The 19,098-nt window shown below is 39.3% G+C and carries 15 protein-coding genes; 8 read left to right on the forward strand and 7 right to left on the reverse strand.

Annotation, left to right across the window (positions count from 1 at the left end):
- Nucleotide 1: 1 nt before the first annotated feature.
- The gene (locus HW278_RS08280) at nucleotides 2-571 is read left to right on the forward strand and encodes a hypothetical protein (RefSeq protein WP_178977518.1); all 570 of its coding nucleotides are present in this window, start codon (nucleotides 2-4) and stop codon (nucleotides 569-571) included.
- A gap of 125 nt (nucleotides 572-696) precedes the next feature.
- On the opposite strand, the gene porV is transcribed toward HW278_RS08280, so the two are convergent.
- A complete protein-coding gene (gene porV, locus HW278_RS08285; RefSeq protein ID WP_178977519.1) occupies nucleotides 697-1,800 on the reverse strand; it encodes a type IX secretion system outer membrane channel protein PorV in 1,104 nt (367 codons plus the stop codon).
- Between the two features lie 569 nt (nucleotides 1,801-2,369).
- On the opposite strand from porV, the gene HW278_RS08290 reads away from it, so the two are divergent.
- Complete coding sequence (locus tag HW278_RS08290; protein ID WP_178977520.1) at nucleotides 2,370-3,707, forward strand: PKD domain-containing protein; 1,338 nt, start codon at nucleotides 2,370-2,372, stop codon at nucleotides 3,705-3,707.
- 3 nt (nucleotides 3,708-3,710) lie between these two features.
- Nucleotides 3,711-6,158, forward strand: a complete 2,448-nt coding sequence (locus HW278_RS08295) for a TonB-dependent receptor (RefSeq protein ID WP_178977521.1) — start codon at nucleotides 3,711-3,713, stop codon at nucleotides 6,156-6,158.
- A 51-nt stretch (nucleotides 6,159-6,209) separates the two neighbouring features.
- Here the strand turns inward: HW278_RS08295 and infB are convergent, their stop codons facing one another.
- From infB to HW278_RS08315, 4 genes are all read right to left on the reverse strand, one after another.
- Nucleotides 6,210-9,062 (reverse strand): translation initiation factor IF-2, encoded by a 2,853-nt coding sequence (gene infB / locus HW278_RS08300; protein ID WP_178977522.1) that lies wholly within the window; start codon nucleotides 9,060-9,062, stop codon nucleotides 6,210-6,212.
- A gap of 117 nt (nucleotides 9,063-9,179) precedes the next feature.
- Nucleotides 9,180-10,412 carry a transcription termination factor NusA gene (nusA, locus tag HW278_RS08305; RefSeq protein ID WP_178977523.1) on the reverse strand — a complete coding sequence of 411 codons (1,233 nt, stop codon included), beginning with the start codon at nucleotides 10,410-10,412 and terminating at the stop codon, nucleotides 9,180-9,182.
- 10 nt (nucleotides 10,413-10,422) lie between these two features.
- Nucleotides 10,423-10,890: a ribosome assembly cofactor RimP gene (gene rimP / locus HW278_RS08310; RefSeq protein ID WP_178977524.1), complete on the reverse strand. Its 468-nt coding sequence runs from the start codon at nucleotides 10,888-10,890 to the stop codon at nucleotides 10,423-10,425.
- A 147-nt stretch (nucleotides 10,891-11,037) separates the two neighbouring features.
- Nucleotides 11,038-11,292: a hypothetical protein gene (locus tag HW278_RS08315; protein WP_178976536.1), complete on the reverse strand. Its 255-nt coding sequence runs from the start codon at nucleotides 11,290-11,292 to the stop codon at nucleotides 11,038-11,040.
- A 42-nt stretch (nucleotides 11,293-11,334) separates the two neighbouring features.
- On the opposite strand from HW278_RS08315, the gene HW278_RS08320 reads away from it, so the two are divergent.
- Nucleotides 11,335-12,162, forward strand: a complete 828-nt coding sequence (locus HW278_RS08320; RefSeq protein ID WP_178977525.1) for a universal stress protein — start codon at nucleotides 11,335-11,337, stop codon at nucleotides 12,160-12,162.
- A 70-nt stretch (nucleotides 12,163-12,232) separates the two neighbouring features.
- On the opposite strand, the gene HW278_RS08325 is transcribed toward HW278_RS08320, so the two are convergent.
- Together HW278_RS08325 and HW278_RS08330 are read right to left on the reverse strand one after the other, a co-directional pair.
- A complete protein-coding gene (locus tag HW278_RS08325; protein WP_178977526.1) occupies nucleotides 12,233-12,769 on the reverse strand; it encodes an isochorismatase family protein in 537 nt (178 codons plus the stop codon).
- Between the two features lie 40 nt (nucleotides 12,770-12,809).
- On the reverse strand, nucleotides 12,810-14,825 hold the full coding sequence (locus tag HW278_RS08330) for a M3 family metallopeptidase (protein ID WP_178977527.1): 2,016 nt from the start codon (nucleotides 14,823-14,825) through the stop codon (nucleotides 12,810-12,812).
- Between the two features lie 353 nt (nucleotides 14,826-15,178).
- Between HW278_RS08330 and HW278_RS08335 the strand changes: the two genes are divergently transcribed.
- The 4 genes from HW278_RS08335 to HW278_RS08350 all read left to right on the forward strand — a co-directional run bounded on the left by HW278_RS08335 (nucleotide 15,179) and on the right by HW278_RS08350 (nucleotide 18,848).
- Nucleotides 15,179-15,706, forward strand: coding sequence for a YqiA/YcfP family alpha/beta fold hydrolase (locus HW278_RS08335; RefSeq protein ID WP_178977528.1), 528 nt, complete (start codon nucleotides 15,179-15,181; stop codon nucleotides 15,704-15,706).
- A 59-nt stretch (nucleotides 15,707-15,765) separates the two neighbouring features.
- Nucleotides 15,766-16,752, forward strand: a complete 987-nt coding sequence (gene hemB / locus HW278_RS08340) for a porphobilinogen synthase (RefSeq protein ID WP_178977529.1) — start codon at nucleotides 15,766-15,768, stop codon at nucleotides 16,750-16,752.
- 182 nt (nucleotides 16,753-16,934) lie between these two features.
- Nucleotides 16,935-17,435, forward strand: a complete 501-nt coding sequence (locus HW278_RS08345; protein ID WP_178977530.1) for a c-type cytochrome — start codon at nucleotides 16,935-16,937, stop codon at nucleotides 17,433-17,435.
- Between the two features lie 162 nt (nucleotides 17,436-17,597).
- Nucleotides 17,598-18,848 carry a hemolysin family protein gene (locus tag HW278_RS08350; protein ID WP_041546941.1) on the forward strand — a complete coding sequence of 417 codons (1,251 nt, stop codon included), beginning with the start codon at nucleotides 17,598-17,600 and terminating at the stop codon, nucleotides 18,846-18,848.
- Nucleotides 18,849-19,098 lie beyond the last annotated feature (250 nt).

Here is a 19,098-nt window from a genome sequence, read left to right on the forward strand (position 1 = left end):
AATGAAGAACATAAATCAAAAAGATTATGAGTTAATAAAAGATTTGTATCATTGGAAAATTGACACAAATGATTTTAAAAAAAAGACAGATTTTAAAGCCAATTTTCAAGAATTGAGATCTTTGTTATATAGTGTTAAAGATTGTATAGATGAAGAAGGATACAATCAATTTTTTAATTCTATACTATGGGAATTACCTAAAAGATTAAGTGAAAAGGATTATGAAGCTTTATACCAAGAGTTCTTGCTATGTAATTTCCATAATGAACACGAGAATATAGTAAGTGCTTTTCAATCTATTTATAATAATAATATAAAAAATATACCTATTCTATTAAAAGCATTGAAAAATATTCCTAAGTATTTAGAGCCAGAAGATTTTAAATATCCTTACATACGAAAAATCATTTATGCTATAGGAGCTCAACCACAGCCTGAGAGTTTTTTAGCATTAGAAAAATTAGCATCTGAGACTAATGATATAAAAATAAAGAAATTGGCTTTGCACCAGTTAGAAAAGAGAAAAGAATTGGGACGATGGGAATATGAAAAGAATCTTGAATCAAAATGATGTTTGATGTTTAGATAAATGTCCCTCCGTCTTCTCATATTAATTCTCTATTCATTACTTGGTTTTACAGTTAAAGCTAAAAAACGGGAAGAGATGTGATGGTGCAGAAGATGATTGTAAAATAATCACTGTTGCCCAAAGCGGTAAATTAGGTTAATTTTAAAAGTGCTGAATGGATTGTTATAGGTGGAGAATGAAAAAGGATAAGCTACGTCCATTTGCCAATTGTTAAAGGCAAAACCTGCTCCTATGGATAGAAACTTTCGGTCGCCTTTGTCCTTGTGTTGGTAGAAGAATCCTGAGCGCAAGAAAAATGATTGGTTATACTTGTATTCCAAACCTACTGCCCAATTAATCTCGTGAAACTCTTCACGAAAACCATTAGGAGCATCGTAGAAAGAGGTTATTAAGGCTTCTATAATATCTTTATCGGGGACACCTTGCTCAGTAGGGGTAGGCACAAGGTATTTCTGAGCTTCTATTGAGAGTTCCCACTCGTTATAACTATCGGTTTGCAATAAAAAACCTGCTCCTAATTTCAGTTGGGTGGGAAGATAGAAAGACCTGCCCAAGTCGTCGTATTTCACCTTTGTTCCCACATTAGAAAGTTGGAATCCCCAAGTGTATCGGTATAACAAACTACTAATAAAGTGCTCTTGTGAGTAGAAATAGCCTGCTATATCAAAAGCTAATGCTCGGGCTACACTCTTCCCTTGCGAAGGAATAGATAGTTGTGAGCTTAAAAAACGAGAGGTAACCCCCATTGCAAACGACTGACTTAATTGTAAACTATAAGAGCCCTCCAATGAAAGCTCAGTAGGCTTGAAAGTGCCTAACATATACGATTGTTGCCCTATGTCTTGGGTTAAGTTCACATCACCGATACTGAAATATGAGAAATTTGCCCCGAAAGCATCCCGTATTCTCTTTTTGTAAAAAGTAATCCCCCCTAAAAACACATCGCGCACAGCTCTGTGGGTGAAGGGCATATAATTAATAGCTACTGCTGAAGAAGTAGGCAGAAAGATATATTTGGAAGCATTCACTCTTTGAGAAAACACATCGGGAGAGGAAGCTACCCCTACTTCTCCTTTTCCTGCTGATATAGCATCAGAATTAAGGATTAAGAACGGAAAAGCGGTAGAAATAGACTTTTCTTCTTGACAAAAGAGGGGTGTTTTCGCAAACAGAAACACACAGAGGAAACAAAATAACCGAGTGCAGTTCATTTTAATAGTATTTTTGCAAAGATACATCAAATAGTTGAATTATACAATTTTTTGTAAAAGAGGAGGGGGAAATTATAAAATTAAAGAATTAGAAAATGAGGAAATGAGGAAATTAGCAAAAGGGTAGTGATAAAAAAGGTTTTTTAATAGGTCTTACTTGTTGGACAAATCGGACTGGTCTGAGTTATCGGAGGAAAACGAAAAATATAAAAAGTGTATTGGGAGGTTTTTGGGAGAGAAAAGGCTGTGAGAAGGGTGGGGTTAGCTTATAGAGAGCTTATAGGAAGCTTATACGAATCTTGGACGATTGGTATAGAAAGGGTATATAAGTAATTGATTAATAATATAATACAACAATGCCAAAAATGCTAAAAACGAGGTTTCGAGGCGAAAGAAAGAGAAAGGGTGCGGGTGGCACAGATAGGTGTAAATCATAGGGTAGGGAGGATTAGCAGATTTTTTAGTTCTTAGAAGGTTAAGGATGACATATTAGACTTAAAAAAGTAAATGTTTTTTAGGTTTATTCTATAAAAAGTATTACTTTTGTAGCCGTTTTAGAATATGATACAATGCGTTTAGTTTTAAAGATAGTAATTTGTTTAGCACTATGGTTTTGCTTTGCTTGTGAGCAAGAACAAAATATGCCTATTGAGGGTGATTTTAGCATTGCAATGGTAGATGATAATTACAATGTTCCAGCACAAGTGCGCATCATAAACAAAATCACAGGAGCTGATGCTTTTCAGTGGGAATTTCCTAATGGCAGTTATACTTCTTCTAATGCCTTTTATCCTGAGGATATTCGTTATACGGAGCCTGGTACTTATACTATTACAGCGCATACTACCAATTTAGACGGTGAGGCGCGCACTTTCCAAAAATCGTTTACAGTTTACCCTGAGCTATCAGCTTTGTTTAGTTTTACTCAACAAGGGAGTGATATAGCACCTCTTACGCTTACTCTTAGCAACCAAAGTGAGGGAGCGACTACTTATCAATGGTCGTTTGAAGGAGGAACGCCTGCTTATAGTTCGGAGAAAAATCCTACGGTAACCTTTGAAAAGGGGGGGATATTTACATTGCGATTGGAAACGAGTAACCACTCTCAGCGTAGGGTAATGGAGAAAACAGTAGTAGTACGTGCGCCTTTAGTTGTTGCTTTTGAAATGACGAATGAATACCCTCATAATACACAAGCCCCTGTACGATTGTTCTTGAAAAGCCAATCGGTAAATGCCACTGCTTATCGCTGGAAAGTAAGTAGCGGGGCTTTTCAGCAAGAGAGCACTGATGAAAATCCGTCGTTTATACTTCCTACTGCAGGAACGTATCAAATAGAGCTTACAGCTAATAACGATAAGCAAACCTTATCAGAGAAAAAGAACTTTACGGTAACAGCAGGTGATAATCTTATTACCTTTACAGATGTAAAATTAGGTATCAATACTAATAAAACAGTAGGTTGCTATTTTTCTTCTTTTTTAGGGGAGGTACTAAAGCCTAATGACGTAACAGCGGAGAATGGAAGGCTTATTGATTTTGTGTATTTCGGGCAGAGCACTTCTTTTGCTTATAATGTATTCTTATCACCTAATGAAGCACAGGCAGCTGTTTTTGACCCTATTCCCAATGCTACAAAAAGTTACTTTATCAACAAACAAGAGAATAAGGGGCAGGTGTTTTTCTCAGTAGCTGATTTCGATGCGCTTTCTTCGGGAACTACTCTATCTTCATTGTCTATAAAACCTAATAGTAACAAAGCCCCCTTTAATAAGGAAATAACAAACAGAATTGTGCTTTTTGAGACAGCTAACGGGCGAAAAGGAGCTATTAAGATAAAGGAATACGTAAGCAATGGTGCAGAATCTTACTTAGTTGTTGATATTAAAATGCAAAAAAATCATTAATCAATGGCGCGAACTTACCTACTTGTATTCTTTGTATTACTTTCTCTACCTCTTTTAGCTCAGCAGGTAGATTTAGAGAATATAGATACTCAACTGAAAGAAAAACTCAAGAAGAAACCTTTTTCTATCTCGGGGAGTGCTTCGGTAAGTGGTGTGTATAACCAGGCGTCTGATAGTGCTACTAATGAACCTTTCTTGTATTTCTTCAATGGTAATATCACTTTGGGCTTTTACGATTGGACGATGCCTATCAATTATCGATACACCAATCAAGGAGATGCTTTAGACTACCAAATTCCCTTTAAGTTTAATCGCCTAAGTCTGCACCCTAAATACAAATGGATTTTAGCACATATAGGTGATGTGAGTATGAGCTTTTCTCCTTATACATTCAACGGTCTACAATTCACAGGAGGAGGTTTAGAGCTCACACCTGAAAAATACCCTTTAAGAGCTTCGTTTATGGGAGGTCGACTTGCCAAAGCAACTGAATACGACGGTCGCCCTCAAACCATACCTACCTATGAGCGTTGGGGTTACAGCACGAAGCTCTCCTATAAAAAAGAAGATTTAGAAATAGGCGGAATTCTTTTCTTTGCTAACGATAAAGCTAATTCTCTATCGGTACCTATTCCCGATGAGAAGAAAATATATCCACTATCCAACCAAGTGTATTCAGGATTTGCTAAATATAAACCTCTGCATTTTGTAGAAGTGTTTGGTGAATATGCTTTAAGTCTTTTGGGCAATACTCAAAGCCAGAAGCAGGATTTTACAGCTTACAATGCAGGTATTAACTTTATTTTCACGAAGGCGAGTGTAGGGGTGCGTTACGAGAAAGTAGACCCCGATTACAAGACCTTAGGGGCTTACTATTTTGTAAACGATATGGAGAATATCACCCTAAACAGTTCGTTGAATTTATTTAATGGCAATGTGTCAATAGCTACTAGCATAGGGCGACAACACGACAATTTAAACCAACAAAAACCTAAACAGTCCAACCAGTGGGTAGGCTCAGCCAATGTAAATGCCAAGGTTACGTCTAAACTATCTCTTTCAGGAAGTTATAGCAACTTTACGATGTTTACTAATAAACTTATCAATCCTTTTGATAGAATCAACAATCCGCAACTCTATGAACATCCTCAAGATTCTATCAACTACCGACAAGTATCACAAAACACGAATGCCAATATAGCTTATGCCATAAATGAAAAACAGAATATAACTCTTTCGTATTCTTTCAACGATGTGGTGAATAAACAAAATGATATAGTACGCAGAGGAGGTATTTCGCGTTTTCACAACGCGGGTGCGACTTATATACTACAATTCCCTGAAAGCAAACTCAGTTTGTCTCCTTCGTTCAACTACTCGTACAGTATTGTCTCAAGAGAAAAAACACAAGTGATGGGACCTTCGCTTACAGTAGGTAAAGCGTTTTTTGAGGGCAAACTCAACACGACACTGTTAGGAAACTATAGTATTTCACAATCGGATACCTCCAAAGGTAGTACAGCTAATGTGCAACTAAATATAAACTTCCTTCCTTGGAAAAACCACCAGTTTACCTTGAGCGCCTTACAGTCATTCCGCAATGCTGAAAGTGACACTCAAAACACTTCGGCACAAAGTACTAATGTGAGTGTAGGTTATACCTACCATTTTGAAAAGGTAGAATTGCCTTTCCCATCGTTTAAGTTTAAGAAAAAGGAGAAAACTCCTAAAGAGAAAAAGCCTCGTAAAGAGAAAAAGCAAAAAGTTGAAAAAGCAGAAGAACTTGAGAAATCTAAGGATACTATTCCATTACAAGAGGAGAAAGTAATACCAGAAGTTCCTGCAACTACCGAAGAGCCTATTGAACAAGCAACTAAAACTACTGAGGAAGTGGTAGTTATAAAAGATATACCTGAGCTTTCAAACATCACTGATTTGAGTTTTATGGGAGAACTGAATACTCAAATTGCAGAAGTACACCGTCAGTTGCAAGTAAGTGCTAAGAAAGATAAGAAACGTTTGTTACAAGAGCAAAAGCTACTTGTAGAAAAAGCTAAGAAGCAACAAGCTGATTATCGTTATTTTGTATTCCGTTGTTTGAAGAATTTGTATAAACAGGCATTGGAGAGTGATGACAAGTTTAAAGCAGACCTCTTTGCTAAGAAACAAGCCTATGACTTGAATAATACTGCTGAAAATCAAGAATTGCTACACAAAGCAGAGGAAGGCTATCAAGCACATCTTTGGATGCTTAATGAGCTGAAAAATATTACTATGGAACATTTGATTCAAGAAAAAGGACTGCTCAGTAACTTTGCTGAACAACATAAAGAAGAGATTTATCAAACCATTGCTCAAAAGCTATCCCCTCAGCAAAAAATGGATGCTATCTCAGTGTTATTAGCTGATTTTTACCACAAAGCTTTTTTCAATAGCAGTAGTAATAATTAGTTCAGAGATATAAAAAAAGCGCCCTAAGGCGCTTTTTTATTATATCACTTTTTACAGTTTCTTCTTTACAGCTACTTCTTGGAAGGCTTCTATTATATCACCTTCGTGAATGTCGTTATAGTTCTTGATCTGCAAACCGCAATCATAACCTTTGCTCACCTCTTTTACATCGTCTTTGAAACGTTTAAGTGAAGAAAGTTCACCCGTATAAATCACCACATTGTCACGCAATAGACGTATCTTAGAGTTGCGGTAGATTTTACCATCGGTTACCATACAGCCCGCAATGGTTCCTACTTTAGAAATCTTGAAGAGTTCGCGTATTTCTACAGTACCAGTAACCTCTTCTTTGAAGACAGGAGAAAGCATTCCTTCCATTGCGTCTTTGAGGTCGTTGATAGCGTCGTAGATGATAGAGTAGGTACGGATATCGATAGATTCTTTTTCTGCCAAGGCGCGTGCGTTAGTCATCGGACGAACGTTGAAACCAATGATAATAGCATCGGAGGCAGAAGCCAATAATACATCAGACTCGGTAATTGCTCCCACGCCTTTATGAATGATAGACACTTGTATCTCTTCAGTAGAGAGCTTTTGGAAAGAGTCGGTAAGAGCTTCTACCGAGCCATCTACGTCACCTTTAAGAATAATATTCAACTGTTTGAAGTCACCGAGAGCAATACGTCGCCCTATCTCGTCGAGGGTGATGTGGCGTTGCGTACGTACTGATTGTTCGCGTTGTAATTGAGCGCGTTTAGCTACAATCTGTTTGGCTTCTTTTTCGTCTTCAAACACGTAGAATTTATCACCTGCTTGTGGAGCACCGTCCAATCCTAAGATAGAAATAGGAGTAGAAGGGCCTGCTTCTTTTACCTTCTTACCTCGTTCGTCGTGCATAGCACGTATTTTACCAGAGTTGGTACCCGCCAGTACATAGTCGCCTACGTGCAACGTACCCGATTCTACCAATATAGTAGATACATATCCGCGACCTTTGTCAAGAGCTGCTTCCACTACAGTACCTACCGCCGGTTTGTTAGGATTTGCTTTCAGTTCGAGGATTTCAGCTTCTAAGAGTACTTTTTCCAATAGTTCAGATACACCGATACCTTGCTTTGCCGAAATATCCTGCGACTGTATTTTACCGCCCCATTCTTCTATGAGAAGGTTCATAGTCGCCAAGTGTTCTTTAATTTTATCGGGGTTTGCATTCGGTTTATCAATCTTGTTAATGGCAAAAATAATAGGTACTCCTGCGGCTTGTGCGTGACTAATAGCCTCTTTGGTTTGAGGCATTACATCGTCGTCGGCAGCTACCACAATAATGGCAATATCGGTTACCTTGGTACCACGAGCACGCATAGCAGTAAAAGCTTCGTGACCAGGAGTATCGAGGAAAGTGATACGTTCACCACTTTCTAATTTCACGCTGTAAGCCCCAATGTGCTGAGTTATACCCCCGCTTTCACCTGCAATTACATTTTCTTTACGAATGTAGTCTAAGAGCGATGTTTTACCGTGGTCTACGTGACCCATTACAGTAACAATAGGAGCACGAGGTACTAAATCTTCAGGTTGATCTTCTTCGGTATGGATAGCTTCTTCGATGTTAGCTGTTGCAAATTCCACCTCATAGCCAAACTCATCAGCTACTATTGAGAGGGTCTCGGCATCGAGACGCTGGTTCATTGTTACCATAATACCGAGAGACATACACGCACCAATCACCTTATTGATAGGCACATCCATCATTGTAGCCAGTTCGTTTACTGTTACAAACTCGGTTACTTTTAGTATTTTTTCTTGTTGTTCTTGTTCTGCGAGCTCTTGTTCTACCTTTTGTCGGTGTGTTTCTCGTTTTTCTTTGCGGTATTTAGCCCCCTTAGATTTTGTACCTTTACCTTGCAAGCGCTCGAGGGTTTCGCGCACTTGTTTTTGTACTTCTTCTTCAGAAGGTTCTATTTTGGCAATAATCTTGTTTTTCTTTTCTTTCTTCGTGTTGTCACCACCTTTAGCCACATTCACTTCATCTTTGCGAATGCGAATGCGTTTGCGTTTTTCGCTGTCGCCGGTAGTATCAGTAGCGCTATTAGTAGTAATTTGAGTCTCTTTATCCTTGTCTTTGTGACGGTTGCGTTTGCGCTTTTTCTTCTTTTTCTCAAACTGACTGAGGTCTATTTTCTCACCCACTACTTTAGGACCTGTGAGCTTTTGGTACTGGGTTTCAATTACACCTGCGGGAATCTCAGAGGTGAGTTCTTCCTTAGAGTTATGGTTCTGTTGTTCCTTCTTCTTTTGCGTAGCAACGGTTTGTGCCAATGGATTTTGATAAGCAGATTTATTCTTTTGAGCGTCGGGTTTATTGTTGTCTTTTTTCTTATCTTTTTCTTTATTGTTCTTGGCAGACGGCTGAGATTGCACTGTTCCAGGAGTTGCTTCTTGCTTCAAGGTTGTTGTCTTTATTTTAGAAGTAGTTACTTCCTGCTTTGAAGTAGTAATTTCTGGTTCTGGTGCTTCTTGAGTAGGAGCTGTTCCTTCTTTTTTATTACCTTCTTCAAGGTCTATTTTACCTACAGGTTTGAGCCCAGCCAGTTGAGCCTTAGCTTTTATCACTTCTTGCTCCTGCTGTTTGCGCTTCTCTTGGTTTTCTTTCTCTTGCTCTATGCGGATAGCCTCACGCTCTTTGCGCTTGTCTTCCACTATCTCTTTTGAAACCTCACGCTTACTCTTGTCGGCGTTAAATTTGTTCGAAAGGAACTTCACAATATCTTCTGTAATAGAAGTATTAGGGTTAGATTCTATTTCTATCCCTTTCTCCTTCTTCAGATATTCTACGGCTGTTACCATAGAGATATTGAACTCCTTTAAAACTTTGCTTAATCTTATTTTTTTTCCCTCGCTCATATATGTTTATTAAAATCCATTTCCCTTTTAAGAAGAAAGGATACATTATTCTTTGTTTAAGTTGTAGGGAATCTACCTCCCTCATATACTCTGCTTTCACAGATTTTTTCTTTTACCCTATTCAAACTCTTCTGCCAAAATGCGTAGCACTTCGTTTACGCTCTCTTCTTCGAGGTCAGTGCGTTGCATTAGCTCTTCGGCAGAAAGTTCCAATACACTCTTAGCTGTATCAAGTCCTGCTTTTTGCAGTTCTTCAATCACCCATTCTTCAATTTCGTCGTTAAACTCGCTAAGCTCAATATCTTCTTCGGTTGCTCCTTCGCGATATACGTCGATTTCATAGCCTGAAAGCTGACTCGCTAAGCGAATGTTATAGCCCGATTTACCAATGGCTTTCGATACTTCTTCATTTGCCAAATACACATCGGCACGTTTTTCTTCTTCGTTGATAACCACTGAAGATACACGTGCAGGCGCCAGGGCACGGGTAATGAGCAGTTGTGGGTTATTGGTGAATGGTAATACATCAATATTCTCATTGCCCAACTCGCGCACAATACCGTGAATACGAGACCCACGCACACCTACGCACGCACCTACCGCATCAATACGATCGTCGAATGAATCTACAGCCACTTTTGCTTTCTCTCCTGGGATACGTACCACCTTGTTAATAGTGATAAGCCCGTCGGCAATCTCGGGGATTTCTTGTTCGAACAAACGCTCTAAGAATAGGGGAGAGGTACGCGACATAATAATGGTAGGCTTAGTACTTTTCAGCTCTACTGATTCAATAATTCCGCGCACGTGCTCGCCTTTCTTAAAGAAGTCCGACGGAATTTGTTTTTCCTTAGGAAGGATAATCTCATTGCCTTCGTCGTCTAACAAGATGATAGCTTTGTGACGGATATGGTGTATTTCGGCTACGTATAGCTGACCTATCAAGTCTTTGAAACGCTGATAGATAGTCATACTATCGTATTCGTGAATTTTAGAAATCAAGTTTTGGCGTAAAGCTAAGATAGCACGCCGACCCAAGTCATTAATTTTAATTTCCTCTGAAACGTCTTCTCCTACCTCAAAATCGGGTTCAATTTTGCGAGCTACCGAAAGTTCAATTTGCTGATTGTCGTTTGTTACTGCACCGTCTTCCACTACCACACGGTTACGAAAGATTTGTAAGTCGCCTTTATCGGGGTTGATAATAATATCGAAATTATCGTCAGAGCCATATTTCTTTTTTAGAGTATTGCGGAAAACCTCTTCCAAAATAGCCATCAAGGTTTCGCGATTGATGAGTTTATCATCTTTAAACTCCGAGAATGATTCGATTAATTCAAGACTATTCATATACGTTTAATTAAAATTTAATGATTACTTTAGTTTCTTTTATATCGGTGAGCGCAAACAAGTGCTCTTTTTTTACAGTGATTTTACCTTTACCTACGGGCTTCGGTTCGCGAGTTTCAGTTTCGAGTACGGCTTTACCTTCAACAATGCCTTTCAGTACTCCTTCGTGTGTTTTACCATCGAGTGTTGTGATTTGCACGGTTCTACCCACATTTTTAGTGTATTGGCGTTCCATTACAAAAGGCTCAGTAGCACCAAACGAAGTAACCTCCAGGGCGAAATCCACCACCTCGCGGTCTAAAGAGTTTTCAATAGCACGACTAAGCTCTATACAATCGTTAATACCCACGCCCTTATCTCCGTCGATAGTCACGCGAATGGTATTGTCAGTTCCTACGCTTAAATCGGTTAGAAACAGTTCAGGGTGCTCGCTTAAAGCCTTATTAACTAACTCTTTAACGTGGTCTTTGAAATTCATTTGCTATAAAAAGAGGGGACTTAAATGTCCCCTCAAGTATTACTTTTCGGTGCAAAGATACGACGAATTTTCTAAATAACAAGAAAAAAAGTAAAAAAAGTTTGGAAGTTATAAAAATAAGTAGTACCTTTACCACGTGAAATTTAACTAACGCATAAAGCTATCAATATTTGTATAGATAGGCATTCGGTAAGCCATAAAGGCGTTTAAAGTACTAATAAACTGATTGTTAAGAATAATAAAAACAGTAATTACCGCCGTTGTAATACTTTTTTCCTTGATAAAAACATCTGATAAAAAACCTGTTAATGAATGCTTTATATACCCTTTGTATAACAATCGTTCAAGATTCGTATAAGCTTTGTATAAGCTAAACCTAATTTTAGAGTAGGTCGCTTTCATAACTCTAAACTCATAACTTTTAACTAAAAAAAATAGATTCTTATGAAAAACATTTTAGTAACCACCGATTTTTCAGAAAAGTCAATCGCTTCACTACACGTTGCGATTAACTTAGCCAAGCAACACAATGCCAAAGTATATGTGTTGCACGCCATTGAACTTCCTATCCGCTTAATGACCGAAAGTCAAGTATCGGTACCCGAAGCAATGTATTTTCTCAACCTTACTAAACAGCGTTTCAACGACCTTAAAAAGGAAATTGATACCACTGTCGAAGTGATTGACCTTGTTGAAACCGCTCCGCTACCCGAAGCTGTGGAAGAAGTTGTAAAGAAATACCATATCGACCTTGTGTTTATGGGCTCTAATGGGGCTTCAGGCGCCAAAGAACTCTTTATAGGCTCTAATGCTGAAAAAGTAGTCCGCTCTGCCTCTGTGCCTGTATTGGTAATTAAAAATCCACACGAAAAACTCAAAATTAAACATATGATGTTTGGTTGCGATTTCTCTAAACGATTTTTAAAACCTTTTGAAAAGGCATTGAAACTTGCTAAAGTATTTGGTGCTAAGGTTGATTTGGTGTATGTTAATACTCCTTACCAGTTCCTTACTACTTCCGAAATAAATAAACGTATGGAAGAGTTCCTTAAAGAAGCTGAACACTCTCATCAGCATTTTGAAACACACGTTTATAACGATATTCGTGTAGAAACAGGAATCTTAAACTATGTGAAGGAAAACAATATAGACCTTATCTGTATGTTCCCTAACGGACGTAAGGGTATTGCTCACTTCTTCAATGGAAGTATCAGTAGTGACCTTGTAAATCACTCCAGCACACCTGTGCTCACTATTAAAGTGGAAAAGTAGGAGAATGTTAATGTAAAAAGGCTGTAAGAAAACTCTTACAGCCTTTTTATTAATCATTAGCCATTAATCATTATTTCACTAATCTTGCTATTTCCTTAAATCGCGGGTGTTCGGCAGTGCGCAAGAGGGCAAAGAGTGCCGCTTCGGTGCTTAATAGAGTAGCTCCTGCATCACGTAGCATTGTGAGCCCGATGAGCTTATTGCTTTCGGTACGCGAAGATACTGCATCGGCAATTACGGATACTTCATAACCTTCAGCGAGCAAATCGAGCGCAGTTTGGTAAATACAGATATGGGTTTCAATACCTATAAGCAATACGTGCTTGCGATTGTTAGTCCTAAGCTCCTTGCGGAACTCAGCATTACCCCAAGCTGAAAAGCTACTTTTCTTCACGGAGGTTTTGCCTTCTAATATCTCAGCAATCACAGGGTGAGTAGCACCCAACTTATCGGGCATTTGCTCCACCCAAATGATAGGAAGCTCTAAGAGCTTGCATCCCTCAATAAGAATCCTGCTGTTGTGTAACACCTCTTCCGATTTATAAACGATTTGTGATAACTTTCCTTGAATATCAAGGATTACCAATTGTGTATTTTCTGTTGTCATACTTGATTATTATTAATTGATACTCATCTTCTATCTTATTTTATCTCTTATCTAAGTCGAATCCTGTTCTTCTCATTAAAGCATCTATAGAGGGCTCTTTTCCACGAAAGCGTTTGTAAAGGGTCATTTCCTTCTCACTACTACCTTTGCTGAGCACTTCTCTGCGGAAACGAGTAGCTACCTCAGTATTAAAAATACCTGATTCCTTAAAAACTTCAAAAGCATCAGCATCTAACACTTCCGACCATTTGTAACTATAATACCCTGCGGCATAACCTCCACTAAAAATATGTGAAAAGGCGGGCGAAATACACATTGCTTCTACAGTTGGATAGAGTTGGGTTTCTTTGGTAACTGTTTGTTCAAAAGTGCGAACATCTTCAAGGCGTTCCAAATGAGGGTAGGTATGCCACGCCATATCTAAGAACCCGAAATTTAACTGACGCACACTTAAAAGTCCTTCCATAAAAACACCAGCTTCTTTTATTTTTTGCACCCATTCTATGGGCAAAGGCTCACCTGTTTGGTAATGTGTTGCAAAAAGACGCAAGGTTTCTTCTTCGTAACACCAGTTCTCCATCAGCTGGCTGGGAAGCTCTACAAAGTCGCGGGCTACATTAGTACCGCTTAGAGAAGGGTACGTAACCTTAGAAAGCATACCGTGAAGAGCGTGCCCAAACTCGTGGAAGAGAGTCGTCAGTTCGTTGAAGGTGAGCAAGGAAGGAGCCGAAGCAGTAGGGCGCGTGAAGTTACACACTATGGAAATGTGTGGACGCGAATCCTTCCCCTCATTATCAGTATATTGCTCTTTGTAAGAGGTCATCCACGCACCATTGCGTTTGCCTGTACGTGGAAAGAAATCGGTGTAGAAAAGGGCGAGATATTCTCCTTTATCATCGGTTACTTTGTAGGTTTGTACTTCGGGGTGATACTTTTCTACCTCATCGGTAAGGGTGAAGTGCAAACCGTAGAGCTTATGTGCTACTGCAAACATTCCTTCCACTGCTTTATCCAAAGATAAGTAGGGTTTTAATAGAGAATCATCTATTTGATAGCGCTGTTGTTTCAGTTTTTCGGCATAATAAGCAAAATCCCATTGCTGAAAGTCATCAAGTCCTGAAAAGGCTTTTAGCTCTTCCAATTCTTTGATTGCTTGCGGTTTGGCTTTAGCTAAAAGTTTATTCAAGAAATCCATTACCTTTTCTGATGTTTCTGCCATACGCTCTTCTAATACCAAAGACGCATAATCAGGATAACCCAACAGTGAGGCGCGTTGGGCACGTAACTCAGCGATACGCAATACATTGGCTTCGTTATTATAAGCACTATCACCTGCACAACGGCTATGATAGTCAATAAAAAGTTTACGGCGTAACTCACGGTTATTAGCATATTTCATCACGGCGGTATAGACAGGCAGGTCGAGGGTGATTACCCAACCTTCTTTATGGCATTTTTTTGCTTCGGTAGCGAGCATCTCTAATACAAAGTCGGGCAGACCGCTAAGCTCTTCTTTATGGGTAATCACCCATTGGTAATGCTGTGTTTCAGCCAATACATTTTCTGAATACTTCAGTTTGAGGCGCGCCAATTCCTTGTCAATTCTGCGCAAATGCTCTTTATCATTCAATGATAAATTTGCACCATTGCGAGTAAAACTCTTATAAGTCTTTTCAAGGAGAGTATGTTGTTCTGGTGAAGCGGAAAGGTAATTGCGGGTTTTGTAAACTGCTTCAACACGTTTAAAAAGCACTTCGTTCAAACGGATATCGTTGCTGTAATCGGTGAGCAGAGGCGAGATGCGTTGAGCTTCTGCTTGCAGGGTTTCGTTCGTTTCGGCACTGTTCAAGTTGAAGAACATCGCCGTAAGTCGGTCGAGTTCTAATCCCACATAAGCCAAAGGCTGTATTGTATTCATATAGGTAGGCACTTCTGGATTATGAGCAATGGTATCGATTTCTTTGAGGCTTTTGGCAATAGCTTTTTGGATGGCTGGTAGATAGTCGGTAGGAGCAAAGCGCGAAAAGGGCGCTGCGTTATAAGGTGTTTGGAACATATAGGTTGTTTTTTATTATAAGAGTGCAAATATATATCTTTATGCGGGAATTAGCAAATTAGCAGAAGAGAAAACAGATAGATGATACTAATTTTTTCAGTGAAAAGAAAAATATTGAAACATAAAGGTGGAAAAAGGAAAATGAATTTTGGAGCCTTCTGAGACGAACCTAAAGCGAACCTAAGGCGAAGGTAAGGCGAAGCTAAGACGAAGAAAAGGTGCTTTTAAGTTGATTTTGAGGTGATAAGAAGAGGGGTTTAAGTTGAGTGAAGTTTTAAATTTTGTTAAAGTCAATTTTCTAAACGAAACACTTCTGACTATAGCCAACAGAAGACAAATTTGTCAATTAAAAAATGTTTTGTACTTTTGCACTCATTATGGAAATACTCTATTTACACGGTCTCGATAGCTACTTACAAGACGATAGGCGCGCAGTGCTCACCCCTTACGGTGAAATCTTCGCCCCTACGATTGACTATCGGAATGCGCCTAACCTCTTTGCTGAGTTACAAAAAGAGTATGCTGAGGTTGATGTGCTTATAGGTTCGAGTCTTGGAGGGCTCATTGTCTATTACCTCGCTCAAAAGCTTGAAAAACCTTGCTTGTTGTTCAATCCTGCGCTTACCTATCGACACGAAGTGCCTTTTAACACCCAACCCAACCCTAATTACCGCGCTTATATGCAGATAGTTATCGGTTTGCAGGACGACGTCATCACACCGTGGGAGTCGCTATCAGTTCTCCGAGAAGATATGAGTCCTCAGCAAAATATAGAAATTCACCTCTTGAATACTATGGCACACACTTATCCCATAGAGATTTTTGAAAAAGAAGTGAAGGAGTTTTTTGAGGTAAAAGGAGGGAGCCACACTGGCAGATAGTAGGTAAAAAGATAAATAAGGACTAAATATTAATCATTAAAAATTAATAACTAAATATAATGTATCCACTGAGAAGAAACCGCCGTTTGCGCGTAAACGATACGGTACGTAGTTTGGTAAAAGAAACGATTGTTACCCCTGATGATTTTCTTGTGCCTCTCTTTGTAGTTGAAGGTACTGGCGTAAAAGAAGAAATAGCCTCTATGCCGGGTTATTACCGTTATAGCCTCGACCTATTGGCAAAACAAGTAAAAGAGCTCTGGAGCTTAGGACTCAAATCGGTATTACTGTTTGTGAAAGTGCCTGACGCTCTCAAAGACAACAAAGGTGTAGAAGCAGCCAACCCCAATGGATTGATGCAACGCGCTATTAAAACTGTGAAAGAAGCAGTACCCCAAATGCTCGTAATGACTGATGTAGCGCTCGACCCTTATTCTATTTATGGTCACGATGGCATTGTGGAAAACGGACGCATTGTGAACGATGCTACTGTAAATGCTCTTTGTACAATGGCACTCTCACACGCTCAGGCAGGTGCTGATTTCATCGCCCCCAGCGATATGATGGACGGACGTATCCTCGCCTTGCGTGAAACCCTTGAAGACAATAGCTTTGAGCACGTAGGGATAATGGCTTATAGTGCCAAGTACGCCTCAGCTTTCTACGGACCTTTCCGCGATGCACTCGACAGTGCTCCCGTAGACCAACAGGATATCCCTAAGGATAAGAAAACTTACCAAATGGACTATCACAACCGCCTCGAAGCCTTACGCGAGACCCGTATGGATATAGAGGAAGGCGCTGATATTGTGATGGTAAAACCAGGGCTTTGCTATTTAGACATCGTTCGCGAAGTGAAGAATATGAGCGAAGTGCCCGTAGCTGTTTACCAAGTATCGGGTGAATACGCAATGCTGAAAGCTGCTGCTGCCAACGGTTGGCTCGACCACGATGCTGTAATGATGGAACAAATTGTGAGCATCAAGCGTGCCGGTGCTGACCTTATCGCTAGCTATTTTGCTAAGGAAGTCGTAAAACTTTTATAGGCAACAATCTCCCTGAGGGAGATAAATTGAACAAATCACACCAAATCAAACAGGGAATCTATACCTTTGTTTAATTTTCTTGTTGATTTTTGTTTAATTTCTATGGCTTTAGCCATATTTCTTTACCAAACAAGAATACTTAATTAATTTTCATAGCGCAAGCTATATTTCTTTATACACTAATGAAGAAACACTTTTTAACATTCGCCACTATGGCACTTTTAACCGCTTGTGGTGGCGGAACGAACAACAATAACACCACCACCGATAGTACTACCCAAGAGGCAACTACTACTACACCTGCCCCTTCAAACAGTGCACCAGAGCCCGATTTTCCCGATTGGCAAAACAACAAAGGGATAGGCCCCGTGAAGACCATCACCCCACCCTTAGCTGATACCCCCGATGCAACAATGGCAGCCAAAGGAGAAGAAACTTTCAACACCTATTGCACCGTGTGCCATCGTCCTAAAAAGAGACTCACAGGGCCTGCAATGATAGGTTTGCTCGACCGCCGTACGCCAGAGTGGGTGATGAATATGATTCTCAATCCCGATGTGATGGAGAAGCAAGACCCTATCGCCAAGAAGTTGGTAGAAGAGTACAACACCTTAATGCTCAACCAGCGCTTGAACGAACAGCAAGCTCGTGAAGTTTTGGAGTACATCAGAACAATAAAATAAGAAATGATTGTTTATTATCTATTTTTTTGTATCTTTGCCGAGTGAATGACTTAAAATAAGAATCACTAATGAAGAAGCTTGCACTCAGCTTAGCTATTATAACAAGTGTTGCACTTATATAAAAGGCAGTTGATAGCAACTGCCTTTTTCTATTATACCCTTATGGAACCTATTTCTGTAATAATTATTCTTACTACACTCGTGCTTTCAGCCTTCTTTTCGGGGTTTGAAATCGCTTACGTGTCGTCTAACAAAGTACACGTAGAAATCCTTAAAAAGCAAGAAGGAGTGATTGCTAATGTGCTTACCAAACTCACCCGAAAGCCTTCTAAACTACTGGCTACTATGCTTGTGGGCAATAACGTAGCCCTTGTAGTGTATGGGTTTGAAATGGGAAAGGTAATGACAGTTCTTTTGCCTCCTTTTTTCCAAAATGTCCTTTGGCATACCATTATCTCTACCCTCATAATTCTCATCACGGCAGAGTTTATGCCCAAAGTGTTCTTCCAGATTTACGCAAACCAACTCCTAAAAGTATTTGCTATTCCTGCGTACTTTTTCTATCTGCTGTTCTATCCGTTTTCCAGCTTTGTGATGTGGATATCCGACTTTGTCTTGCGCGTATTCTTCAAGACGAAAGGCGATTATGTGCCTCTTTCGTTCTCTAAAGTAGAGCTGGTAGATTATATCTCCGAACAGATGGAAAACGCTCCTAAAAAAGAAGAGGTAGATAGTGAGGTGCAGATGTTCCAAAACGCCTTGGAGTTCTCGGGCGTAAAAGCACGTGAAATAATGATTCCGCGTACTGAAATAGTAGCCGTGGAGCTCAATGAATCTATTGAAAATCTTATTGCTACCTTTGTGTCATCAGGGTTTTCAAAAATATTAATATACAACGAAAATATAGATGATATTTTGGGTTACGTGCACTCTTTCGATATGTTCAAGAAACCAAAAGCCATCAAGGAAGTGCTTATTCCTATTGTCAATATCCCTGAGACTATCCAGATAAACGAAGTACTAAATATTCTCACCCGCAAACGCAAGAGTATGGCAGTAGTGCTCGATGAGTATGGTGGTACTTCGGGTATTGTAACCTTAGAAGATATCGTAGAAGAACTCTTTGGCGAAATAGAAGACGAGCACGACAAAGATAAGTTTATAGAAGAACAAATATCCGATACTGAATACCTTTTTTCAGCGCGTTTAGAGGTCGAATACCTCAATGAAACCTATCATTTGGATATCCCAGAAAGCGAGGAATACGAAACACTTGGCGGTTTTATAGTGCTTCATAACGAAGGAATCCCTACTCAAGGCGAAGTGATAGAAATCCCTCCTTTTACCTTCACTATCGAAGCCTGCTCACAGACTAAAATAGAAACCGTAAGACTTACTGTGAATAACGAATAGCGAAAAGTCATTAATCCCTTTTAAAATAATGTATCAACCCCTGTTAAAGAAGAGAGGTACGGGGTCGCAAAAGAATTACTGCAATACCTTATTAACTATTAATCACTAATTATTAACTATTAAAAAAAGACCCTCCCTTTCGGAAGAGTCTTTTTTCACAATGCATATAAATACTACTACTAACTCCAAAATGAATACTTTTAAGTTGATAAAATTTTATGAACTTAAAAGTATTTGTTTTTTCTCATAA

Origin of the sequence: Capnocytophaga sp. oral taxon 902 (assembly GCF_013394735.1) — a bacterium.
Taxonomy (GTDB): Bacteria; Bacteroidota; Bacteroidia; order Flavobacteriales; family Flavobacteriaceae; genus Capnocytophaga; species Capnocytophaga ochracea.